Genomic DNA, 21,453 nt, shown 5'->3' with positions numbered 1-21,453 from the left:
GGTCGTGCGAATGAAAATCTATAGTAAATCTCAGATAGAGCAAGTGACTCAGTTAGATCTTAATGCGTTAGCGGCCGTGGAAAATGGCTTCAAAGCACTTGGGCAAGGCAACGTCACCATGCCTCCGATTCTTAGTATGGCAATCGAAGAGCATAACGGCGAAGTGGATGTAAAAACGGCGCATATCAAAGGCAATGAGCGCTTCGCGATAAAAATCAGCCCAGGTTTTTTTGATAACCCAAAACTGGGACTACCCAGCCTAAATGGTTTGATGGTGCTCTTTAGCGCGAAAACAGGGCTGGTTGATAGCGTATTGTTTGACGAAGGGTATCTAACCGACATTCGTACTGCTCTCGCCGGCGCTACCTCCGCGAAATACCTGTCGAACTCAGAAGCATCTAAAATTACGGTTATTGGCAGTGGGCTTCAAGCAGAACTACAAGTCGCTGCAATAAAATTAGTTAGGCCAATCTCCCAAGTGAACATCTGGGCAAGAGACAACACAAAATCGCAGGCTTACAAACAACGTATGGAGCAACGATACGATCTATCCGTATCCGTACACTCCTCTATCCAGCAAGCATGCCAAGAAGCCGACATTATTGTCACGACAACACCATCAAAAGAACCTTTGCTGAATTGGGAAGATATCCCATCCGGAGCACACGTGATCGCTATGGGTTCAGACAGCCCTCATAAACGTGAGCTTGCCACCTCAGTCATCCTAAACGCTGAGCATCTGGTGGTTGATCGAATCAGTCAGTCAGAATCACTTGGCGAATTACGTGGTGTAGACAAACCGCTCACCCGTAGCCTAGTCGAACTTGGCGACATCATTTGCGGCAAGCACCTCTACTCAAGGCGTGTTGACGATGTTTCGGTATGTGATTTAACGGGAACTGGCGTTCAAGACACCGCAATCGCTGACTACACCGCTCAACAACTCACCAGCATTCAATCCACGATGTAACTTATTCCCTGTGACTTTGGCGGTGGGCAACCACCGCACTTTTTGAGGGCCGTAACATGCCAGAGCTCTGTACGTTTCAATCTTTAACCACTCAGTTTGAGTTTTCGGCGGATGTATCCGCTTATCAACGTTCAATCGGACTCATTCAACTCGCGACCGACTATGTGCTAGAAAACGAATGGCGCGAGCATTTACCCGCAGATGTTCGCTTATACACTTCACGCTTTCTCACTACAGGTACTGTCGATCCTCTGCACTTAACAGACATGCAAAACAGTATCCACGAGTGTGTACGCACCATCGTGCCAATGTGGCCAATCAACGTCATGGCGTTTGGCTGTACGTCAGCTAGTGTGCTCATTGGCTCCGATAAAATCACTGATTTAATTCGTCAAGAGAGACCCGAAGCCATAACAACTAACCCTTGGCAAGCCGCACTGAGAGCGCTTGAACACCATCAAGCTCAAAGAATCGTTATTCTGACGCCGTATACTAATGACGTCAATCACCCACTTTATGAGTCCATGACCGAACATGGCATTGACGTTCTGGCCTTTGGGTATTTCAATCTCGACTACGATCCCCATATCCCAACCATTGGAGGACAAGACATAGAAAATGCCTTAGCGCAGCTGCTTGAGTCGATTGATTGCACTGTGGACGCGGTATTTATTTCATGCACGAACATGCGAGTCATGCATCTACTGCCTTATTTCTCAAGCCGCTTTGGTATTCCTGTACTAAGCTCCAACCAAGTGATGCTTTGGGACGCATTGCGTTTGCTTGAGTCCGATAATTTCTCCGACGTGTCATCATCGCCCTTTCCTTGCTGATAAGGACTCGCTAAAATGCACAAAATTGCGCACTAACTGGATGAAACATGGCAAAACTTACCCTTCAAGAACAAATGCTGAAAGCTGGCTTAGTTAATGAAAAGAAACTAAAGAAAGCGAAGAAAGGCTCTAAAAAATCACGCGTTCAAGCACGCGAAGTAAAAGCGGCGGTTGAAGAGAATAAACGCCAACAGTTAGAGCGTGATAAACAATTGAGCGAACAGCAAAATGCCGAGCGTTTGAATAAAGAGCTCAAAGCGCAAATCAATCAATTGATTGAGATGAACAAGATCGACTTAAAAGATGGCGATATTAAGTACAACTTCACCGATGGCACCTTGGTTAAGTCACTGTATGTTGATGCTCTCATCCGTGAACAGTTGATTAAAGGCATTCTAGCCATTGCGATTGTCGGTGAAAGCTACGTTGTCATTCCACGCGGAGTAGCGAATAAAATTGCTCAACGTGATGAATCCGTCATCATCGAACAGAAAGAACCAGAATCGGACATTCCAGCAGAAGACGACCCATACGCAGATTTCGTCGTGCCAGATGACTTGATGTGGTAACAACAAACAATAGATGCATAAACGAAAAGAGCCGCTGATATAACATCAGCGGCTCTTTTTAATAGAAAAAATACGCTACAGAAATGATGTGCGTTATTGCTTACTTAGTAGCAAATTCACACCAGATGCGGCTAAAAACAGCGAACATCCGCGATTAAAACGTTTCGCCATTTTTGGATTTGAGAACCAATGTCTAAGGTACAAACCAAAAATCGCGTAAATTGAAATGGCGACCATTTCTAATATCAAAAACGTGGAGCCAAGGGCAAAAAACTGCTCTTGAACGTTAGCGTTCACATCTACAAACTGCGGCAAAAATGCAGTAAAAATAAGAATCGCCTTCGGGTTGCCGGCGGCAAGCGTAAACTCTTGTTTCGCAAGCCCTGCATAGTTGCGTGAGTTAGTTAACTCAGAGAGCGGGCTCGATTCCGAACGCCAAAGGTTGAATGCAATCCACAATAGGTACAACGCACCCACCAGCTTTAACGCTAAAAACAGCATTTCTGATGTGTACAAAATCACTGCGAGCCCAGAGGCAGACAACGCGATCATACCAGAAAATGCCGTAATACGCCCTAAACTAGCGACAAACGCGGCACGAAAACCGTAACAACGCGCATTATTCATTGCCAATAAGTTGTTTGGGCCTGGAGTCATATTCAGAGCAAAGCAAGCGGGAATAAAAAGGAGGAGCTTCCAAATATCCATGATAAAAAATGGCCTTAATTTTTAGTAATAGCCCGCACCGTAACATTGGCTGCTAGAATGAGTAAATAAAAATTCTACGCTAGAGCATTTCCGCTTCAAACCGAGCTGCTCTGGCTTGCGCAATCGTACAGTGCGTTTCTGTCATCAACTCTGCCAAGGTGATATTTGGGTTTTGCACCACCAACCGAATCAGTTTTTCTTCTAACGGTTCCAGTTTGTCCTGATGAACGGATAACCCTTTCTCCAACTTATTCATCACAAACCTTAGCTCTTCACACTGCCCTGCTTTTAGCTGATCAAGTAACGCTTTTAAGTTCAAAGCTTCTCCAGAAACTTGCCAATGACGAGAACGCCTAACTCGCTTAACGTCACACCCGCAATCCGCCGCAATGACTTTAATGCGTTTAGCATTCTCACCGCCAATGCGATGAATCAGAGAGGGAAGCGAAACAATAATGTCGTCATCTTTCATCCGTTACTCTCCCACCACTGACACATTCTCTCCAACCCAAGTGAGTAGCTGTTTGGCGGCTTTGGAGAGTACCTGATTTTGGCGCACAATGTAGCCGAAATCGGTGTTTGGAAAACTAGGCAAAGGCGTGACTTCTCGGGAAAGCGTTAACCTCGGATCAAGAGAGAAATCCGGCACAATGGCGGTCCCAAATCCTGCTTCTGCCCAGTCGATTTGTGCTTCCACACTGCCCACTTCCATCACGCGATGCTTCGGCAGATTTAACTCAGGTAAAGACGCATCTATCAGCTCACGGGTTCGCGTGTCGTGCCCTAGCAGAATCAACGTCTGGCTCTCTTTTCGATTGTCCTGCCACTCAAAAATGTTATCGCCAAACGCACACCAATGAATCTGCGTGAGAGGCGTAAAATGCAGCGGTTGACTCTCTTTTTGTGCGATAACAAAGCCGATATCGGCACGCGCACTTTTCACCAAATCCACCGCTTGAGAAGACGTGGTATTGAACAATGCCAAGTCGATACCCGGGTATTCACTTTTGAATTGCTGAAATGGTTTGATAAGCAGTAAACGTGAAACGATATCGCTCGCCGCAATAGAAAGCGTTCCTTGCGTAAGATCGTTGATGGCATTGAGATCCGATTGGCAAATTTGCAGCTCATTAAGCATCCGCTGCGCCGTATCTAACAAACGCTTCCCCGCTTGCGTCAACTGCACAGGATTTCGCTCAATCAATTTCGTGCGTGTGGCCTGCTCCAACTGCTTGATATGCAAGCTGACGTTCGGTTGCGTCATGTGCAGTTCCGTCGCTGTTTTGCCGAAATGCTTTACCTCTGCAAGAGTTACGAAGGTTCGCAGCCAGTTCAAATCTAACATTGCCAATTCCGATATGAGATTCTTATCAAGTTAATGAGTATAATTAATTTCTCTTATTATGGCGAACATCTTAAGATTTTTGCATCTGTTTTTGGAGATTAAATTATGTCGTCTATCGTTGTTGTGGGTGCAAACTGGGGTGATGAAGGCAAAGGCCGCATCGTTGACTTTTTGGCAGAGCAAGCTTCTGCAAGCATTCGTTTCCAAGGTGGTAACAACGCGGGTCACACCGTGGTTAACGACCTAGGTACGTTCAAGCTGCACCAGCTACCAAGTGGCGTTTTCAACCCAGACTGTTTGGCAGTATTAGGTCCGGGTATGGTTATCAGCCCTGCATTGCTGTCTCAGGAGATTGCGGAAGTTGAAGAAGCGGGTGTAAAAGTGAATATGTGCATCTCTGATCGCGCAACACTCTGTCTACCTCTACACGCACTAGAAGATACGCTAGAAGAACAACGTTTAGGCGACAAAGCATACGGCTCAACTCGTCAAGGTATTGCACCTGCGTACGGTGACCGCGTAATGAAGAAAGGCATCCTAGTTGGTTGGTTGAAGCAACCAGAAGTATTGGTTGAACGCCTTCAATTCATGATGGATTGGAAACTGCCACAACTGCGTGCGCTTTACCCGACGTTCGATTTTGAACAAACCGCTGAAGAACTGGCGAACTGGCTGCTAGAAGTATCTGCACCTTGGCGCGATTCAATTTGCAACGTAACGCTGCCTCTAAAAGAGCTACAAACAAAAGACAAAACACTGTTGTTCGAAGCGCAGCTTGGTGCGGGTCGTGACCTTGTTTACGGTGAGTACCCTTGGACAACATCTTCTAACGTTGTATCAATGTATGCGGGTATCGGCAGTGGTCTTCCAGCACTTCGTCCTGAGCGCGTTATTGCGGTTGCAAAAGCATTCAGCTCATCAGTAGGTACCGGTACGTTGATCACGGCAATGGAAGAGCAAGACGCTTTCCGCGAACTTGCAGGCGAGTTTGGTGCAACTACAGGTCGCCCACGCGATATGGGTTACTTCGACGCAGTAGCAACAAAGAACGGTGTTGAACTTCAAGCCGCAACTGAAATTGCACTAACGAAAGTAGACTGTTTGACTGGCCTTAACGATCTGAAAATCTGTGTTGGCTACGAAGGCGACCACAGCGAAAACCCAATCTGGCCTCAAACGGCATCTCTTGCGCCAATCTACGAGAAGATGGAAAGCTGGAGCGAGGACATCACAGGTTGTCGTAAGTTTGAAGAGCTTCCAGTAGCAGCACAGAAATACGTTCTACGCATTGAGGAACTGATGGGCGTACCAGTAAAAATGGTGTCTGTGGGTCCAGGCCGTGAACAAATGATTATGCGATAAGATGTGAATTAACACATCATTGGCAAGCGGCTTTTATCTGTTCCGGGGTAAAGCCGCTTTTTTTACACTGTAAACTTTGAAGAAATTGCACTTCTCAATTCGTGTTTAGTAACCTAATCGCGCCTCCCTTCCCTCTTTATTTATCAATCAATAGATTAGAGCATATAACGCATTGTGCACGTTATTAGTACATCTCACTTGTTAAAGAAGCACGTTATTTAAGTTAATTGTTTGAATTAATGTTCTTTAACTGATTGCTTGATCACGATCTTCATCTGCAATTTGTTGAACTAGTGCTCAAAAAATCTAACCCGCTGTTTTTAGGATAGATGAGTTCCCCAACATCCAACCTAACAGCAGGTGATTCCTATGACGAAAAATCTTTTCCGCCTCAGTACGATAACTCTCGGTTTATGCATCAGTTCGTTCTCTTTTGCGCAATCCGATCTTCCGAACATTAAAATCCTTGCCACTGGCGGCACCATAGCAGGCGCAGGTCAATCTGCGACAGAGTCAAACTACACCGCAGGTAAAGTCGGTGTCGAATCATTGATTTCTGCGGTACCTAGCATGACCAACATTGCCGATATTTCCGGAGAGCAAGTGGTCAGTATTGGTTCACAAGATATGAATGATGAGGTATGGCTTAAATTAGCCAAACGCGTCAACGAACTGCTCGCTCAAGATGATGTTGACGGTATCGTCATTACTCATGGTACCGATACATTAGAAGAAACCGCTTACTTCCTTGATCTGACCGTCAAGAGCAAAAAGCCAGTTGTGATCGTCGGTGCAATGCGTCCTTCCACCGCAATGAGTGCTGATGGCCCAGTTAATTTATACAACGCCGTCGTGACTGCCACCGATGAAGATTCTGAAGGGCGCGGCGTGTTAGTCGCGATGAATGACACTATTTTCGATGCGCGAGACGTAACTAAAACAAACACCACCTCCGTCAGTACTTTCCAGTCACCTAACTTTGGTCCTATCGGTTACATTCATAATAGCGATGCCAAATATCAACGAAGCCCAGAGCGTAAACACACCACAGAAACACCATTCGATGTATCAAAACTCAACACACTACCTAAAGTAGGAATTGTTTATAACTATGCAAATGCGTCGAGCTTACCAGTCAAAGCCTTTGTTGATGCCAAGTTTGACGGTATTGTAAGTGCTGGTGTGGGTAATGGTAACTTGTACCACACGATCTTTGATGAGCTAGAAAAAGCGAGCAAAGATGGCGTTGTTGTTGTAAGAAGCTCTCGCACACCAACCGGCTCAACCACTTTGGATGCTGAAATTGATGACGACAAATATGGCTTTGTTGCCTCAGGCACACTAAACCCACAAAAAGCACGTATCTTACTGATGCTGTCACTGACTCAAACCAAAAACTATCAAGACATCCAAAAGATGTTCCAATACTATTAAATCATTCTGTGTAAGGCATCTTTAGATGCACAAGAGGAGGAGTTACTCGCCTCCTCTTGCACACGACGATGTTGGTGCCCCCTGTTAACCAAACAAACGGCGCTTCATCCCTGCTTTTTCAAGAATACGCGTGGTGATCTCTTCCACAGAGAGAGAGGACGTATTGATGTATGGGATCGCCTCTCTTCTAAACAACGCCTCTACGGTGTCTAGCTCCAACTTACACTGCTCAGTACTGGCGTAATCACTTCCAGACAAACGATTCTCACGGATTTCAGTCAAACGTTCAGGGTCGATAGTAAGCCCGAATAATTTATGACGATGGATCTCAAACTCAGGCAACAAACGCATCATCTTCACATCTTCCGCAATGAACGGATAGTTCACGACACGCAAACCAAATTGCATCGCCATATACAAGCTGGTGGGGGTTTTTCCGCTGCGCGATACTCCCAGCAGGATGATATCGGCTTGCTCCAACCCTTTTAGCGTGATGCCATCATCATGCGCCAATGTATATTCAATGGCCGCGATACGGTCGAAATAGGTATCGGAATCTTTCCCCACACTGCGAGAACGTTGCAACTTGGGTTTTGGCGCCATCTGAATGTCATCTTGCACTTTCTGTACAATGCTTTCCAACACATCGTAGCTGTATGCAGGCGCTTCCAGCAGCATTTCACGTACGTCTGGCACCACGATAGAGAAAAACACCAGAGGTTTGACGCCATTGCGTTGGTAGGAAGTTTCAATTTCTTTTACAACGTCAGCAACTTTGTCCTGGCTTTCTACGAACGGAAAGGTTTTTTCGTTAGGAATGAACGGAAATTGACCGAGAACAACATGCCCTAATGTCTCACATGTTATCGCCGTACCGTCAGAAACATAGAACACATCACGACTTTGGTTATTTATTTGCATTTCTGTTTAATTTTTCAAAATCTTTTGAGTAGGATGGTAAACATAATATTAATAAATCAGTTTGGCTTTCAGTTAGGTTCACCACAGCTTTAAAAATTCTTTTGAATTTTTTTCAGCCAGAACGTAATCGTTTGCCTTTGATATCAATCTAAATGAAGCAATGTATGGTCAAAGTGTAATAACAGCCAACATGCGATTGTTTAGAGCGATTTAAGTCCCCCTACTAAGCTGCAATGTTTCTGGAGAAAGACATGCAAAAGAACACCCTCTGGTTCAATGGCCTATCCATGGATGATGTCGACAAAGTCGGCGGTAAGAATGCTTCACTTGGCGAAATGGTTTCTAACCTAGCGAACGCAGGCGTTTCTGTACCAAATGGTTTTGCGACAACCTCATACGCGTTTAACCAATTCCTTGACCACGAAGGTTTGGATGAGCGTATTCACCAATTACTTGATGAACTAGACGTTGAGGATGTGGAAGCTCTGCGTAAGACAGGTGCAACCATCCGTCAATGGGTATTAGAGGCCCCTTTCCCTGCGGACCTTGAACAAGAAATCCGTGAAAACTACCAAGAACTGATTGAAGGCAACCCTGAGCTTTCAGTCGCAGTTCGTTCGTCTGCTACGGCAGAAGACCTGCCTGATGCTTCTTTTGCTGGTCAGCAAGAAACGTTTTTGAACGTGAAAGGCATCGATGCAGTACTAGAAGCAACTAAGCACGTTTACGCTTCTCTATTTAACGACCGTGCGATCTCTTACCGTGTACACCAAGGTTTCGACCACCGTGGTATCTCGCTATCTGCGGGTATCCAACGTATGGTGCGTTCAGACAAAGCTTCTTCGGGTGTAATGTTTACGCTTGATACTGAGTCTGGTTTCGACCAAGTTGTCTTCATCACCTCTTCATGGGGCCTAGGTGAAATGGTCGTTCAAGGCGCAGTAAACCCTGATGAATTCTACGTTCATAAGCCAATGCTTGAAGCAGGTGAGCACCCGATCGTTAAGAAAACATTTGGTTCTAAGTTGATCAAAATGATCTACTCTGACAACCAAGAGATCGGCAAACAAGTTGATATCGTTGACACTTCTGATGAAGAGCGCAACACGTTCTCACTGAACGACGAAGAGATCAAAGAGCTCGCCAAACAAGCGATGATCATCGAGAAGCACTACCAGCGTCCAATGGACATTGAGTGGGCAAAAGATGGCATCGACGGCAAGCTGTACATTGTTCAAGCGCGTCCTGAAACCGTATGTTCACAAACGGAACAAAACGTGATTGAGCGCTACGAGCTACAAAACAAAGCAGATGTTTTGATTGAAGGTCGTGCAATCGGTCAACGTATCGGTAAAGGTGCAGTGCGTTTGGTTGATTCTCTGGACCAAATGTCATTGGTTCAAGAAGGTGATGTGTTAGTTACAGACATGACTGACCCAGACTGGGAACCAGTGATGAAGAAAGCTTCTGCTATTGTTACCAACCGTGGCGGACGTACTTGTCACGCAGCAATCATTGCTCGTGAACTTGGTATTCCTGCAATCGTTGGCTGTGGCGATGCGACAAGCAAACTGACTGATGGCGCAACAGTAACAGTATCTTGTGCAGAAGGCGAAACGGGTTACGTTTACCAAGGTGAACTTGAGTTTGATGTAAAACGCTCTTCTGTTGATGAACTGCCACTGCTGCCGACCAAAGTGATGATGAATGTGGGCAACCCAGATCGCGCATTCGACTTTGCTCAGATTCCAAACGAAGGTGTTGGCCTTGCTCGTCTAGAGTTCATCATCAACAAGATGATCGGTATTCACCCGAAAGCATTACTTAACTTTGATGCGCAAAGCGATGAGCTAAAAGCAGAAATCAAACAGCGCATTCGTGGTTACAAAGATCCTATCGATTTCTACGTAAGCAAACTGACTGAAGGCATCGCGACTATCGCTTCTGCTTTCTGGCCAAAACGCGTCATCGTTCGTATGTCTGACTTTAAGTCGAACGAATACAGCAACTTGGTTGGTGGTAAAGCCTACGAACCGCATGAAGAAAACCCAATGCTTGGCTTCCGTGGTGCGTCTCGTTACATTTCTCCAGTGTTTGAAGATTGCTTCGAGTTAGAAACTCAAGCTATCAAGCGCGTTCGTAACGAAATGGGTCTGAAAAACGTTGAAATCATGATTCCATTCGTGCGTACACCAAGCGAAGCTGCCTCAGTGATTGATTTGCTAGCTAAGTTTGATCTGCGCCGTGGCGACCAAGGTCTTAAAGTCATCATGATGTGTGAACTGCCATCCAACGCGGTACTTGCCGATGAGTTCTTGAAGTACTTTGATGGCTTCTCGATTGGTTCAAACGACATGACTCAGCTAACGCTTGGTCTGGACCGTGACTCTGGCGACGTTGCTCACCTATTTGATGAGCGTAACGCGGCGGTGAAAATCATGCTGAAAATGGCAATTGACGCAGCAACCAAAGCTGGCAAGTACGTGGGTATTTGTGGTCAGGGCCCATCAGATCATGAAGATTTGGCGGAATGGTTGATGGAGCAAGGCATCAGCTCTGTTTCACTAAACCCAGACACCGTTATCGATACTTGGTTACAGCTCGGTAAAGTTAGCAGCAAGTAACGCGCTAAAAACTTAAGCCCTCACACTCCCCTTGTGAGGGCTTTGTTATTCATACGTCATTTCGCAATCAGTTCGTGATTCCTCTCTCAAGATCGCCATTTAGTCAATTTCATTATCAAAGTCTGATGACCTAGAATGAATGATGTATCGACAACTCCAGAGAGAATTTGATGAAAAAGTCTATCGCACTCCTTACTACATTGATGCTCCTGTCATCCCCTGCTTATGCCGATTGGGATGAAATTTCCAATAAAATGTCTGAGCTTGGCGACGCAGTTTCTGATACTGCCCAAGATGCTTGGGACGATACCAAAGCGTTTTCAAAACAAGCGTGGCAAGATTTCACGAACTGGTCCGAGGAAGCAATCAATACCGCGGGCGAGTGGACAGAAGCTAGTATCGAGAAAAGCAAAGAATGGATAGATGCAGCCGACAAGAAAATTGATGAACTGATGGAAGGCGACACGCCAGAAGAAGCTCGCCAAGCCGTAGACTTAATGGCGGATAGTGCTTTGCTCAAGTTGTTTAATGAAAAGCCAGAGGCCAAAGCCATTTACGACAACGCTTACGGCTACGCGGTCTTTGATTCTCGTAAATTGTCTTTATTGTTTCACACCAACTCAGGGTCAGGTGTCGCTGTCAATAAGGAAACAGAAAAACGCACTTATATGAATATGTTTGGTTTGGGCGTCGCACTTGGGGCTGGCGGCAAGTTTTACCAACAAGTGATTCTGTTTGAGAGCAAAGAAGACTTTGACACTTTCGTCAACGAAGGATGGGAAGCGACCAGTGAAGCCTCTGCTGTAGCTGGCGAAGATTCTGAGCAACTTTCAAAGCAATTTAACAGTGGCGTCGCCGTTTATCAGTTGAATGCAAAAGGCTTGCTCATCGATGCCAACGTGTCTGGTTCTAAATATTGGGTTAACGAAGAGCTCACCAACTCGCAGTAACGCATAGCAACTAATCGCTTAAATAGAACGGTTGTTATGCACCCTTATCAATAAGTTAACGTAGCTATGACTCCTCAAAACTGAGTACTTGTGCACCCTTATCAATAAGTTAACGTAGCTATGACTCCTCAAAACTGAGTACTTGTGCAACTTTCTCATGGGAAGTCACCAGAAGATGGTGACTTCCCTTTCTCGTTGGATGGCTTTTCGTTATGCTTGCCCAAAACCATCTGCGATTCGGTATCCCATGCCTGACAATAACTTTAATAATCTGCTGGCAGAAGCAATTTCTGCTCTTAATACGCCTAACTTTACTCCTAAGCTTATGCGTGTCATTCGCACTCTTTTTCATTTTGATTGCGCGGTTATTTTAGGTTATCGAGAAGGTAAACATCCTATCTATCTCTACGACTCGATTGAGAACGAGCGAGAGTTACTTTTTCAACGCTACCTTACTGACTCATTTCAAAATGACCCTTTTTTTCTCAAACTAAACGAGACAAAGCAACAAGGCGTATTTACGCTCAAAGACGTAGCACGCAAAGGCGTTGATTTTACTTCCTACTGCGAACAGTTCTACCATCAGACAGGGTGGAAAGACGAACTGAGCATGCTAGTCGAAGTCGAACCTGGCCGTTGGGTCATGTTGTACTTCGGGTATATGAATGATGGAAAATACTTTTCTCAACAGCAAATCAATAAATTAAAGCCCTACTTCCCGATAATTCAATCGCTTTGTCAACAGCACTGGAAACAAACGGAGTTTACCTTTTCTGAGCCTGTTTTTGCCCAGAGTGCTTATTCTGGCAGTATGCGATTAGCCATTGAGCAAGCTTTAGCAACATTTGGCGTAGAATCACTCACTCGTCGCGAGCAAGAGGTGGCTTCACTTCTCGCTCAAGGGTTTGACACCAAAGAAATTGCCGCGCGGTTACACTTAGTGCAAGGCACGGTCAAAAATCATCGAAAACGCATTTACTCGCAGTTAAATGTGTCTTCATTGAGTGAGTTATTCCAGCTTTTCCTCAATCACCTTATTCTCCATTCAAGATAAAAAACTGTCCCTTAAGGGATATATCGACAAAATGTGTCGCGTTTTAGTCTGAATACAACAACCAATAAGACAGACAAAAAGAATGACGACACCATTACTGCAAGATTTACAAGATCGTGGCTTGATTGCGCAGGCCAGCGATTTGGAAGAAATTCAGACACTTCTCTCACGGCCACAAACCGTTTACTGCGGCTTCGATCCTACAGCTGGCAGCTTGCACATCGGCCACCTTGTGCCTTTGATCATGCTTAAGCGCTTTCAAGATGCCGGACACCAAGCTGTTGCCTTGATTGGCGGTGCAACGGGCATGATTGGCGACCCGAGCTTTAAAGCGACCGAGCGCAGCCTGAATTCTTCAGAAATCGTCTCAGGTTGGGTTAACGATCTTTCTAATCAAATTCAGCAGTTGATGAATCACCAACTGACCAAGCCAATGATCATGGTGAACAATGCTGACTGGATGAAAGCGATCAACGTCATCGACTTCTTCCGTGATGTGGGTAAGCACTTCTCGATCAATACCATGATCAACCGAGAATCGGTAAAACAACGCCTGCAACGACCTGACCAAGGTATCTCCTTCACCGAATTTAGCTACGCTCTGCTGCAATCGTACGATTTTGCCGAGCTAAACCGTCAATACGGTTGCCGTCTGCAAATCGGTGGCAATGACCAATGGGGAAACATCGTCAGCGGGATCGATTTAACTCGTCGCCAAAATGGTGAGCAAGTATTTGGCTTAACTCTGCCGCTGATCACCAAATCCGATGGCACCAAATTTGGCAAAACCGAAGGCGGCGCAGTATGGCTAGATCCTAGCAAAACCTCGCCTTACGCCTTCTACCAGTTCTGGCTTGGCGCAGAAGACGCCGACGTTTACCACTTCTTGCGTTACTACACGTTCTTGAGCTGCGAAGAAATTGCCAGCATTGAAGCGCAAGACCAAGCAAGCCAAGGCAAGCCGCAAGCACAACGTATTCTCGCTGAGGAAATGACGCGATTTGTTCATGGCGAAGAAGGTCTAGCCAGTGCCGAACGCATCACGCAAGCTTTATTCAGCGGTAATGTGCAACAACTGAGTTTGAGTGAATTAAAACAATTGGAGTTGGATGGTTTACCAAGCATTGAGAGCGCACAACAAGATTTGGTTGAGCTGTTGATTGAGTCGGGCTTAGCAAGCTCGAAACGTGTTGCACGCGAACACATCAGCAACAACGCCATCAGTGTAAACGGTGAAAAAGTGTCGGCTGATAACCCGAGTTTAAGCTTCCCACTGTTTGACCAATACTGGTTACTACAACGCGGTAAAAAGCACTTCTGCCTCGTAAAGCGTACCGCTTAACAAAGCATCGGAGTGACACCTCACAAGGCAAAGTGATATAGCGAGTTAACTGACAAGACTTTATAAGGTTAGCTCGCTCTAGTATCGGCTGTGCATACCAAAATGATGAGACATTCCATCTTCCATTCGGCCGCCTTTCCAGCCACCAGCACCGAATAAATTAAGCACATCTTGAGCGGTATAATCGGCACCAGAAAAGAAGTCATTCGCCACATCAGAGCGGATGGCTTGCAACTCTGGTTGATTTTCCAAATCAAGATCTTGCGGATTCGCGTACAACGCCAACGCAATTTTTTGTTGGCACGTGCTTAACTCACTGGTGCTCGTCTTTACCTGACCGACGGAAAAGTACTCACGACTGCCGTATCCCACCACCAATCTGGTACTCATTAGCTTAATCACTTTCTTAATGCGGCGACGTTGTATAAATCTCAACATGTTGAAGCCCTTATTTATATTTCGATAATTAATAATAAGTTTTGTATACCACACATCAATACTCTAGAGTGTCAGGGTTTAGTACGGCGCTCAAAGAGTATGGAGTTCAAGAGTGAAAATTGACGATCTAAAACTGTTCACCAAAGTCGTCCAACTTGGCAGCTTTACAGCGGCAGCCAATGCTTTGGATTTGCCACGAGCAAATGTTAGCCGACGCATTGGAGAACTGGAACGTTACCTCGGAACGCAACTTTTTCACCGCACCACTCGCAGCCTTTCGCTGACAAACAAAGGCGATGCCTACTACCAAGATCTGCAAAAAGTGCTCACCTTACTTGATTCGGCAAACCAGCAAGCCAGTAACGAAAGCATCGAGGTCAGAGGCAAAATCAAACTTGGCCTTCTGCCAGAAACCTATGAACCTCTTCAACCCATTTTGTTTGAATTTCAGGATCAATACCCGCAGGTTGAGCTCGACATTCGCAATATCAACAATGGCTTTATTGATATGTTTCAGCAGGGGTTGGACATCGCGCTGCACGGCGGCATACTGTTTGATTCAGACATTGTCGCGAGAAAGATCTTAACGCTAGACCGATGTGTCGTTGCCTCACCGAACTATCTTCAAACTCACGGCACACCCGCCACATTAGAAGCGTTGAGCGATCATCAGTGCATTTGTTTTCGTTGGCCAAATGGCAATGTCGACAACCTTTGGCATTTTCAGGAACAAAACGTAGCGCTCAAACCGAAACTCATTTCCAACAACATCGGCTTTATCAAAAGCTCCACAGTGCTTGACCGCGGCATTAGTTATATCCCAAAACTGTTGGTAAAAAATGAGCTCGAATCCGGTGCATTGGTGCAAGTATTGTCTCAATATGCCGTCACAGAAGAAACGGGGTGGTTGCTCTACCCTAAGCCGAAAACGCTGAACCAAGCTAGTCGATTACTTATTGAACACTTGTGCAATAAAATACCAAAACTTTTGTAGTTTACATTTATTGTCATAAATTTTGTGACATTGAATCATGCGTACGCATGATTATCTGAACATCTGTGAATTATAAGATGGCGCCGAAATTATGGAGCCATCTTATGAATCATCAAATCAAAACCGCTGCGCTGAGCACTATCGCGCTCTCTCTACTCGGCTGTAATCAAGCTCAACCCCAGGTTGAGGAGCCAAGCTCATCCAGACCCGTTCAAGTAATTGAAGTCAACGAAAGGAATGAAGAACTCAACAAATCATTCAGCGGGATCGTAAAAGCAAAAGAAACCGCCTCACTCTCTTTTCGTGTACCTGGCACCGTGGAAAGCGTGTTCGTAAATAAAGGCAGCTTGGTAGAAAAAGGCCAAGTCATTGCCACGCTGGACAAGCACGACTACCAAGTCTCATTAGAAGAATTACAAGCACGTATGTTAGAAGCACAATCAGCACACAAACTCGCGAAAGCCGAGTTAAAGCGCGTAAAACAAGCGACTTCTGATGATGCCATTGCCAGCGTAAACTTAGACCGAGCCATCAGCAGCTACGAGCGTAGCCTCTCTGCTGTCAAAGTGGTTGAGAAAAACATCCAACGTGCAAAAGATGCCCTACGTTACACCACTCTACGTGCGCCATTCACTGGCATTGTTGCCGACGTTTCTGTTGATCCACATGAGCAAACCTTGCCGGGCGGCAGTGTTGTGTCAATTCAGCAAGAAGGCAGCTGGGAAGTCGACATCGACGTGCCGGAAAATATGATTGCGCAATTCGCACTAGGTCAGCCAGCATCGTTGACTTGGTATGATTCGGAGCAATCCTACCGAGCAACCGTGGCAGAAATCGCGCCGAAAAAGCACCTGCTCAAACAAACCTATACCGTCACGCTAGACATCGATTCGATTTCCAGTGCGCTATTCAACGGTAAAGCAGTCACGGTAAACACCGCGCTCAACACCAGTCACTCAAGCCATTGCTTTCCTTACTCTGCAATTTTGGGTGAGAAACAAACTCTGCACGTGAATGTGGTTCGTGATGCGGTTATTCATTCAGAGCCGGTCAATCTTGACTCTATCGACGCATACCAAGCGTGTGTGACCGGAAGTTTTGAGCAAGGCGATTACGTGGTGATCAGCGGTAGCCATTATCTGAGCGAGGGCGATGCCGCCCCAAACCTGACCATCAAGACGTTGTAGGTGCGAATCCATGATCAATTTAGCTGAATTCGCGATTCGCCAACGTAAGTTCGTTCTGTTCTTTATCGTATTGAGCGTGATCGCTGGCATCTATTCTTACTTCGACTTAGGCAAGTTGGAAGACCCGAGCTTTACGGTAAAAACTGCGGTAGTCGTGACCCTTTATCCGGGTGCATCTGCCGAAGAAGTCGAACACCAAGTCACCGATACCGTGGAAACCAAATTGCAGGAAATGGCGGAGTTAGATCGCTTGCGCTCATTGTCTCGCCCCGGTTTATCTATGGTCTTTGTTGACCTCAAAGAGAGCCTTAATTCCAAAGCACTTCCGCAGGAATGGGACTTATTGAGACGCAAAGTGGACGATGTAAAACTGCAGCTGCCTTCCAGCGCGCAGATCAGCGTAGTACAAGACGAGTTCTCTGAAGTCTACGGCATGCTTTTCTCTATCCACAGCACAGATGCTGCGCCAGAAGAGTTGCGTCGCTACGCCGAAGAGCTGCAACGCCAAATCAAAGCCGTCGACGGCATCAAAAAGATCGAGCTACACGGCGTTCAACCTCGCGTTGTACATATCGATATGCCAGACGAGCGCTTGGCTCAATATGGTTTGTCGATCGCACAAGTTTGGAACCAACTGAGCACACAAAACAGCACGTTCGAAGCGGGAAAATTCGATGCAGGTACAGAGCGTATTCGTATTGCGCAAACCAGTGAGTTTCAGTCTCTAGAAGACATTCGCAATTTAATCATCAATGGTGGCACCGCAGAGTTTGGCTCGGGGTTGATTCGTCTTGGTGACATCGCCGACATCACCATGGGTTATCAAACACCAGCATTGGCAGAAAACCGCTACAACGGAGAGCCCGCTGTCACCTTGGCGGTGAGCCCAGTTCAAGGCATTAACGTGGTGTCACTTGGCGATACGATTCAAGACATCATCGCTAACTACCAAGCAACACTGCCGCTGGGTGTCGACATCTCGACCGTTGCTTATCAACCTGAAGAAGTACAAAAGTCTATCGACGACTTTGTTGGCAACCTGCTTGAAAGTGTCGCGATTGTTTTTGTGGTGTTGTTGGTTTTCATGGGCTTTAAGAGTGCAACCATCGTTGGCGCAAGCTTGCTCCTGACGATTTTGCTCACGCTTGTATACATGAACATCGCCAGCATCGATTTACACCGTGTCTCGCTAGGTACGTTTATTCTCGCACTGGGCATGTTGGTGGATAACGCCATTGTGATCACCGATATGATGATCGCCAAGCTCAACAAAGGTATCGAGCGAACTCGCGCCGCGATTGATTCGGTCAAAGAAACCGCTGTGCCACTTTTAGGCGCAACAATCATCGCGATTATGGGCGCAAGCCCAGTGTTGTTCTCCAAAACCGACTCCGCCGAGTTTGCGAGCTCTGTGTTCTACATTGTGGCATCGTCACTGTTGCTTTCATGGATCGTCGCGATGACGTTTACGGTATTAATGGCGTGGATGTTCATCAAGCCAAAAGCTAACAGAGAAGAGACCAAACCGAGCCGTTATAAACAGTTGGTATTCTGGACGGTGGACAACCCGCGTAAAGCATTAGCCGCTTTGGTTCCGCTGATTTTAATCACCGCCGTGGCAATCCCGTATGTGGCCGTGAACTTTATTCCTCAGTCGGATCGCTCAATTGTATTTCTCGATTACTGGCTACCCAATGGTGCCAAGATAGAACAAACCTCGGCAGACATGCGCAAAGTTGAAGAATGGTTGGTCGCACAGCCAGAAGTGGAAAGTATCTCTAGCTATGTCGGCACCAGTGCACCGCGCTTTTCGGTAACGGTAGAACCTGAGCCGCTCGACCCTGCCTACGGGCAGATTCTGATCAACACCAAAGACTACGAGAGTATCAGTCACTTAGTAACGCGTGGTGATGATTGGCTGGAAGAGGCGTTTCCGGATGCCGAACCTCGCTTCCGAGCGCTGAAGCTGGCAACCAAAGATAAGTTCGCGGTTGAGGTGCGTTTTTCTGGTCCGGATGAAACCGTATTACATCAACTAGCGGCGGTAGCGAAAACGATTTTTGCTTCAAACCCTGATGCAAAATACATTCGCGATGATTGGCGCCAAGAAAGCAAAGTGCTCAAGCCGATTCTAAACCAAGACAAAATGCGTCAAGCAGGCATTAACCGCGCCGATGTCGCTTTCGCGCTAAAACGTGCATCAGACGGCATGCCGCTCGGACAAATGAACCTGAATGATGAGCTGATTCCAATTCAGTTACGTGGCACATCGCAAAACATGGCGTCACTAGAAACGCTACCTGTGCGCTCGCTACTTGGCTTTAACAGCGTTCCGCTTGGTCAAGTGGTGGATGGATTCGAACTGGTCACCGAAGAGAGCATGATTTGGCGACGAGACCGCGTGAAAACCATCACGGTTCAAGCGGGTGTGAGCCGAGACTCCACACCAGCGAACGTAAGAAATGCCATTAAAGATCAGGTTGAAGCTATCCAACTTCCGGCGGGTTACAGCATGGAATGGGGCGGCGAATATTACGATGAAGACAAAGCGGTCACCGACATCATGAAGCAGCAACCAAAAGCAATGCTGATCATGGTGATCATCCTAGTCGCGATGTTCAACGGCTTTAAGCAGCCAATCATCATCCTCGCAACGCTACCACTGGCAGCATCAGGGGCCGTGTTTGCTCTGCTTGGATTCGATAAACCATTTGGCTTTATGGCACTGATCGGAGCCATCACTCTGACCGGGATGATCATCAAAAATGGCATCGTACTAATGGATCAAATTGAGCTCGAACGCGCAAATGGCATGAGCTTGTCTGACGCCATCAAAGAAGCCACGGTCAACCGTACTATGGCTATTTCTATGGGTGCGTTAACGACCGCTCTCGGCATGATACCGCTGCTGTCAGATCTGCTGTTTGACCAAATGGCGGCAACCATCATCGGAGGCTTGGCGGCCGCAACCATATTGTCACTGTTTGTCATGCCGGCACTGTATCGCCTTGCTTATAAAGAAAAAGCACCATCCATACAAACCAACGCTGAGCTAGAGGAGGCGTCATCGTGAAAAAATTCATTCTAACGCCTGTCGTTCTAGCCCTAAGTTTAGCGGGCTGTGCAGTGGGGCCAGACTACCAAGCACCGACCACCAGCATGGCAGAAACCTACTTGAACGCCGAAAATGCAGGGTTGAGTACCGATTCACAACACGTTGAGTTTTGGTGGACTAAGTTTCACGATCCAGTGTTGAATCAAATGGTTCAAGACATGCAGAGCCAAAACATTCCGCTGAAAGTGGCGGCCGAGCGGGTGAAAATGGCCAACAACTATAAAACCATGGTGGAGTCATTCAAAGTACCGACAATTAATCTCGGTGCGGGTTACATGAACTATCAGTTCAGTAAAAATGACTCTTCACTCGGTCCGATATTGAATCCACTCAGTGATGCCGTGCCGGGTCTACCACCTCAAATTGGTAACGTCACCCTAATGGATAATCAACACGATGGCGTATTTGCAGGCGCGAGTATCGCTTGGGAAGTTGATCTGTTTGGGCGCATTGACCGCCAAGCGAACGCGGCGCAAATTCGTCTCGAACAAGCTCAGATCTATCAAAGCGGCTTGAACACGGTGATCACAGCGGATTTGATTCACAATTACTTGCAATACCAAGGCGCAAGCGAGCGCCTTGAGTTAGCAAAGTCGAACTTAGAAGATCAACGACGCACACTTGATCTCGTCGAGAAAGTCGTGCGCAGCGGCTACGGTTCTGATCTCGATTTAGCCCAAGCGAAGGCCACGCTTGCGGCGATGGAATCGCTCGTTCCGCAGTTAGAGATTGCACAACAAGCGCACAAACATCGTTTAGCGGTGCTGCTTGGCGAGCCGCTAACGCAAGTCGAAATCCGTCTGTCTAAGCAACATAGTGTACCTGTCATGCAAGACATGGTGCCGGTCGGTTTACCTTCCGATCTGTTGAAGCGTCGTACCGATATTCGCTTAGCCGAGCGCGAAATGGCCGCGCTCAATGAAGAGTTAGCAGCAAGCGTTGCTGATCAATATCCGAAGTTCTTTTTGACGGGCGCTCCGGGGTTGTCGGCGTCAAGCTTTGACGATCTCTTCAGTAGCGATTCTTTCGGTTGGATGGGTGCGGCAGGCGTAAGCTGGAACTTGTTCGATGGGGGTCGTGGCGAAGCGATTGAAGCCATCAACCAAGCGCGTTTTGATTCGGCGACATTGTCTTATCAACATACGGTAGAGGCGGCTTTGGCAGAAACCGAATCCACGCTGTTTACTTATGGCCGCAGCCAAGAAAATCAGCGCCGAATCGATGAGGCATTGAAAGCCACCAATAACGCCGTCAACAAAGCTAAGTCACTTTACCGCGCTGGCTTGATTGATCATTTGTCGGTTTTGGACGCGCAACGTCAGCAACGCATGATGCAAGATCAGCGAGTCGCGGCAAAGTTACAAACCGCACGCGCTACGATTGCGCTCTACAAATCGCTTGGTGGTGATTGGACGCTACAACCAGAAGCACAACCCGACACGAATGCCAAAGGTTAGGTTTCTTACAAGCCTCACACCTTTGCGTCATAACGGATGCCGTTAAATCGGTTAAAAAGAGGCCACTTAGATGGCCTCTTAGTTTGTGAGGCAAATATTTCTACCACCTATACCCTCTCTCGGTTGTATAATACAGGCTCTGAAATATTT

The 21,453-nt window shown here is 46.7% G+C and carries 18 protein-coding genes; 13 read left to right on the top strand and 5 right to left on the bottom strand.

Annotation, left to right across the window (positions count from 1 at the left end):
• Positions 1–10 precede the first annotated feature (10 nt).
• The 3 genes from NL645_RS00490 to NL645_RS00480 are packed head-to-tail and all read left to right on the top strand — an operon-like array spanning position 11 to position 2,372.
• Positions 11–970, top strand: a complete 960-nt coding sequence (locus NL645_RS00490; RefSeq protein ID WP_253650954.1) for a cyclodeaminase — start codon at positions 11–13, stop codon at positions 968–970.
• Between the two features lie 56 nt (positions 971–1,026).
• A complete protein-coding gene (locus NL645_RS00485; RefSeq protein ID WP_253650953.1) occupies positions 1,027–1,803 on the top strand; it encodes an Asp/Glu racemase in 777 nt (258 codons plus the stop codon).
• Between the two features lie 47 nt (positions 1,804–1,850).
• A complete protein-coding gene (locus tag NL645_RS00480; RefSeq protein ID WP_253650952.1) occupies positions 1,851–2,372 on the top strand; it encodes a DUF2058 domain-containing protein in 522 nt (173 codons plus the stop codon).
• Between the two features lie 93 nt (positions 2,373–2,465).
• Here NL645_RS00480 and NL645_RS00475 read toward each other — a convergent pair whose 3' ends face one another.
• From NL645_RS00475 to NL645_RS00465, 3 genes are all read right to left on the bottom strand, one after another.
• Complete coding sequence (locus NL645_RS00475; protein ID WP_114323419.1) at positions 2,466–3,080, bottom strand: LysE family translocator; 615 nt, start codon at positions 3,078–3,080, stop codon at positions 2,466–2,468.
• A 79-nt stretch (positions 3,081–3,159) separates the two neighbouring features.
• Positions 3,160–3,552, bottom strand: a complete 393-nt coding sequence (locus NL645_RS00470; RefSeq protein WP_048624767.1) for a ribosome recycling factor family protein — start codon at positions 3,550–3,552, stop codon at positions 3,160–3,162.
• Positions 3,553–3,555: 3 nt separating this feature from the next.
• Positions 3,556–4,425, bottom strand: a complete 870-nt coding sequence (locus tag NL645_RS00465) for a LysR family transcriptional regulator (RefSeq protein ID WP_253650951.1) — start codon at positions 4,423–4,425, stop codon at positions 3,556–3,558.
• 105 nt (positions 4,426–4,530) lie between these two features.
• On the opposite strand from NL645_RS00465, the gene NL645_RS00460 reads away from it, so the two are divergent.
• Together NL645_RS00460 and ansB are read left to right on the top strand one after the other, a co-directional pair.
• Entirely contained in the window at positions 4,531–5,787 is a 1,257-nt protein-coding gene (locus tag NL645_RS00460) for an adenylosuccinate synthase (RefSeq protein ID WP_253650950.1), read from the top strand.
• Positions 5,788–6,156: 369 nt separating this feature from the next.
• Positions 6,157–7,221, top strand: a complete 1,065-nt coding sequence (ansB, locus tag NL645_RS00455; protein WP_253650949.1) for an L-asparaginase 2 — start codon at positions 6,157–6,159, stop codon at positions 7,219–7,221.
• 84 nt (positions 7,222–7,305) lie between these two features.
• Here ansB and NL645_RS00450 read toward each other — a convergent pair whose 3' ends face one another.
• Positions 7,306–8,142: a pyruvate, water dikinase regulatory protein gene (locus NL645_RS00450; RefSeq protein ID WP_005392709.1), complete on the bottom strand. Its 837-nt coding sequence runs from the start codon at positions 8,140–8,142 to the stop codon at positions 7,306–7,308.
• 251 nt (positions 8,143–8,393) lie between these two features.
• Here NL645_RS00450 and ppsA point away from each other — a divergent pair, with 251 nt between their 5' ends.
• The 4 genes from ppsA to tyrS all read left to right on the top strand — a co-directional run bounded on the left by ppsA (position 8,394) and on the right by tyrS (position 14,112).
• Positions 8,394–10,766 (top strand): phosphoenolpyruvate synthase, encoded by a 2,373-nt coding sequence (gene ppsA, locus NL645_RS00445; protein ID WP_006741382.1) that lies wholly within the window; start codon positions 8,394–8,396, stop codon positions 10,764–10,766.
• A gap of 170 nt (positions 10,767–10,936) precedes the next feature.
• Positions 10,937–11,716, top strand: a complete 780-nt coding sequence (locus NL645_RS00440; RefSeq protein ID WP_253650948.1) for a hypothetical protein — start codon at positions 10,937–10,939, stop codon at positions 11,714–11,716.
• Positions 11,717–11,963: 247 nt separating this feature from the next.
• Positions 11,964–12,770, top strand: a complete 807-nt coding sequence (locus NL645_RS00435) for a response regulator transcription factor (protein ID WP_046876144.1) — start codon at positions 11,964–11,966, stop codon at positions 12,768–12,770.
• An 82-nt stretch (positions 12,771–12,852) separates the two neighbouring features.
• The gene (gene tyrS, locus NL645_RS00430) at positions 12,853–14,112 is read left to right on the top strand and encodes a tyrosine--tRNA ligase (RefSeq protein WP_253650947.1); all 1,260 of its coding nucleotides are present in this window, start codon (positions 12,853–12,855) and stop codon (positions 14,110–14,112) included.
• Between the two features lie 78 nt (positions 14,113–14,190).
• On the opposite strand, the gene NL645_RS00425 is transcribed toward tyrS, so the two are convergent.
• Positions 14,191–14,550: a DUF6559 family protein gene (locus NL645_RS00425; protein WP_048624761.1), complete on the bottom strand. Its 360-nt coding sequence runs from the start codon at positions 14,548–14,550 to the stop codon at positions 14,191–14,193.
• Positions 14,551–14,662: 112 nt separating this feature from the next.
• Here NL645_RS00425 and NL645_RS00420 point away from each other — a divergent pair, with 112 nt between their 5' ends.
• From NL645_RS00420 to NL645_RS00405, 4 genes are all read left to right on the top strand, one after another.
• Positions 14,663–15,544, top strand: coding sequence for a LysR family transcriptional regulator (locus NL645_RS00420; protein ID WP_253650946.1), 882 nt, complete (start codon positions 14,663–14,665; stop codon positions 15,542–15,544).
• 104 nt (positions 15,545–15,648) lie between these two features.
• Positions 15,649–16,731, top strand: a complete 1,083-nt coding sequence (locus NL645_RS00415) for an efflux RND transporter periplasmic adaptor subunit (RefSeq protein WP_053807626.1) — start codon at positions 15,649–15,651, stop codon at positions 16,729–16,731.
• A 10-nt stretch (positions 16,732–16,741) separates the two neighbouring features.
• The gene (locus tag NL645_RS00410) at positions 16,742–19,804 is read left to right on the top strand and encodes an efflux RND transporter permease subunit (protein WP_253650945.1); all 3,063 of its coding nucleotides are present in this window, start codon (positions 16,742–16,744) and stop codon (positions 19,802–19,804) included.
• On the top strand, positions 19,801–21,303 hold the full coding sequence (locus NL645_RS00405) for an efflux transporter outer membrane subunit (protein WP_253650944.1): 1,503 nt from the start codon (positions 19,801–19,803) through the stop codon (positions 21,301–21,303). The genes NL645_RS00410 and NL645_RS00405 overlap by 4 nt, the downstream gene beginning before the upstream one ends.
• The last annotated feature ends 150 nt before the right edge of the window (positions 21,304–21,453 follow it).

It is taken from the genome of Vibrio sp. Y51_MX_L26, assembly GCF_024181935.1.
GTDB classification, from domain to species: Bacteria; Pseudomonadota; Gammaproteobacteria; order Enterobacterales; family Vibrionaceae; genus Vibrio; species Vibrio diabolicus.
Note: the sequence above shows the minus strand (reverse complement) of the source record. Positions and strands in the feature narration are given on the sequence as shown.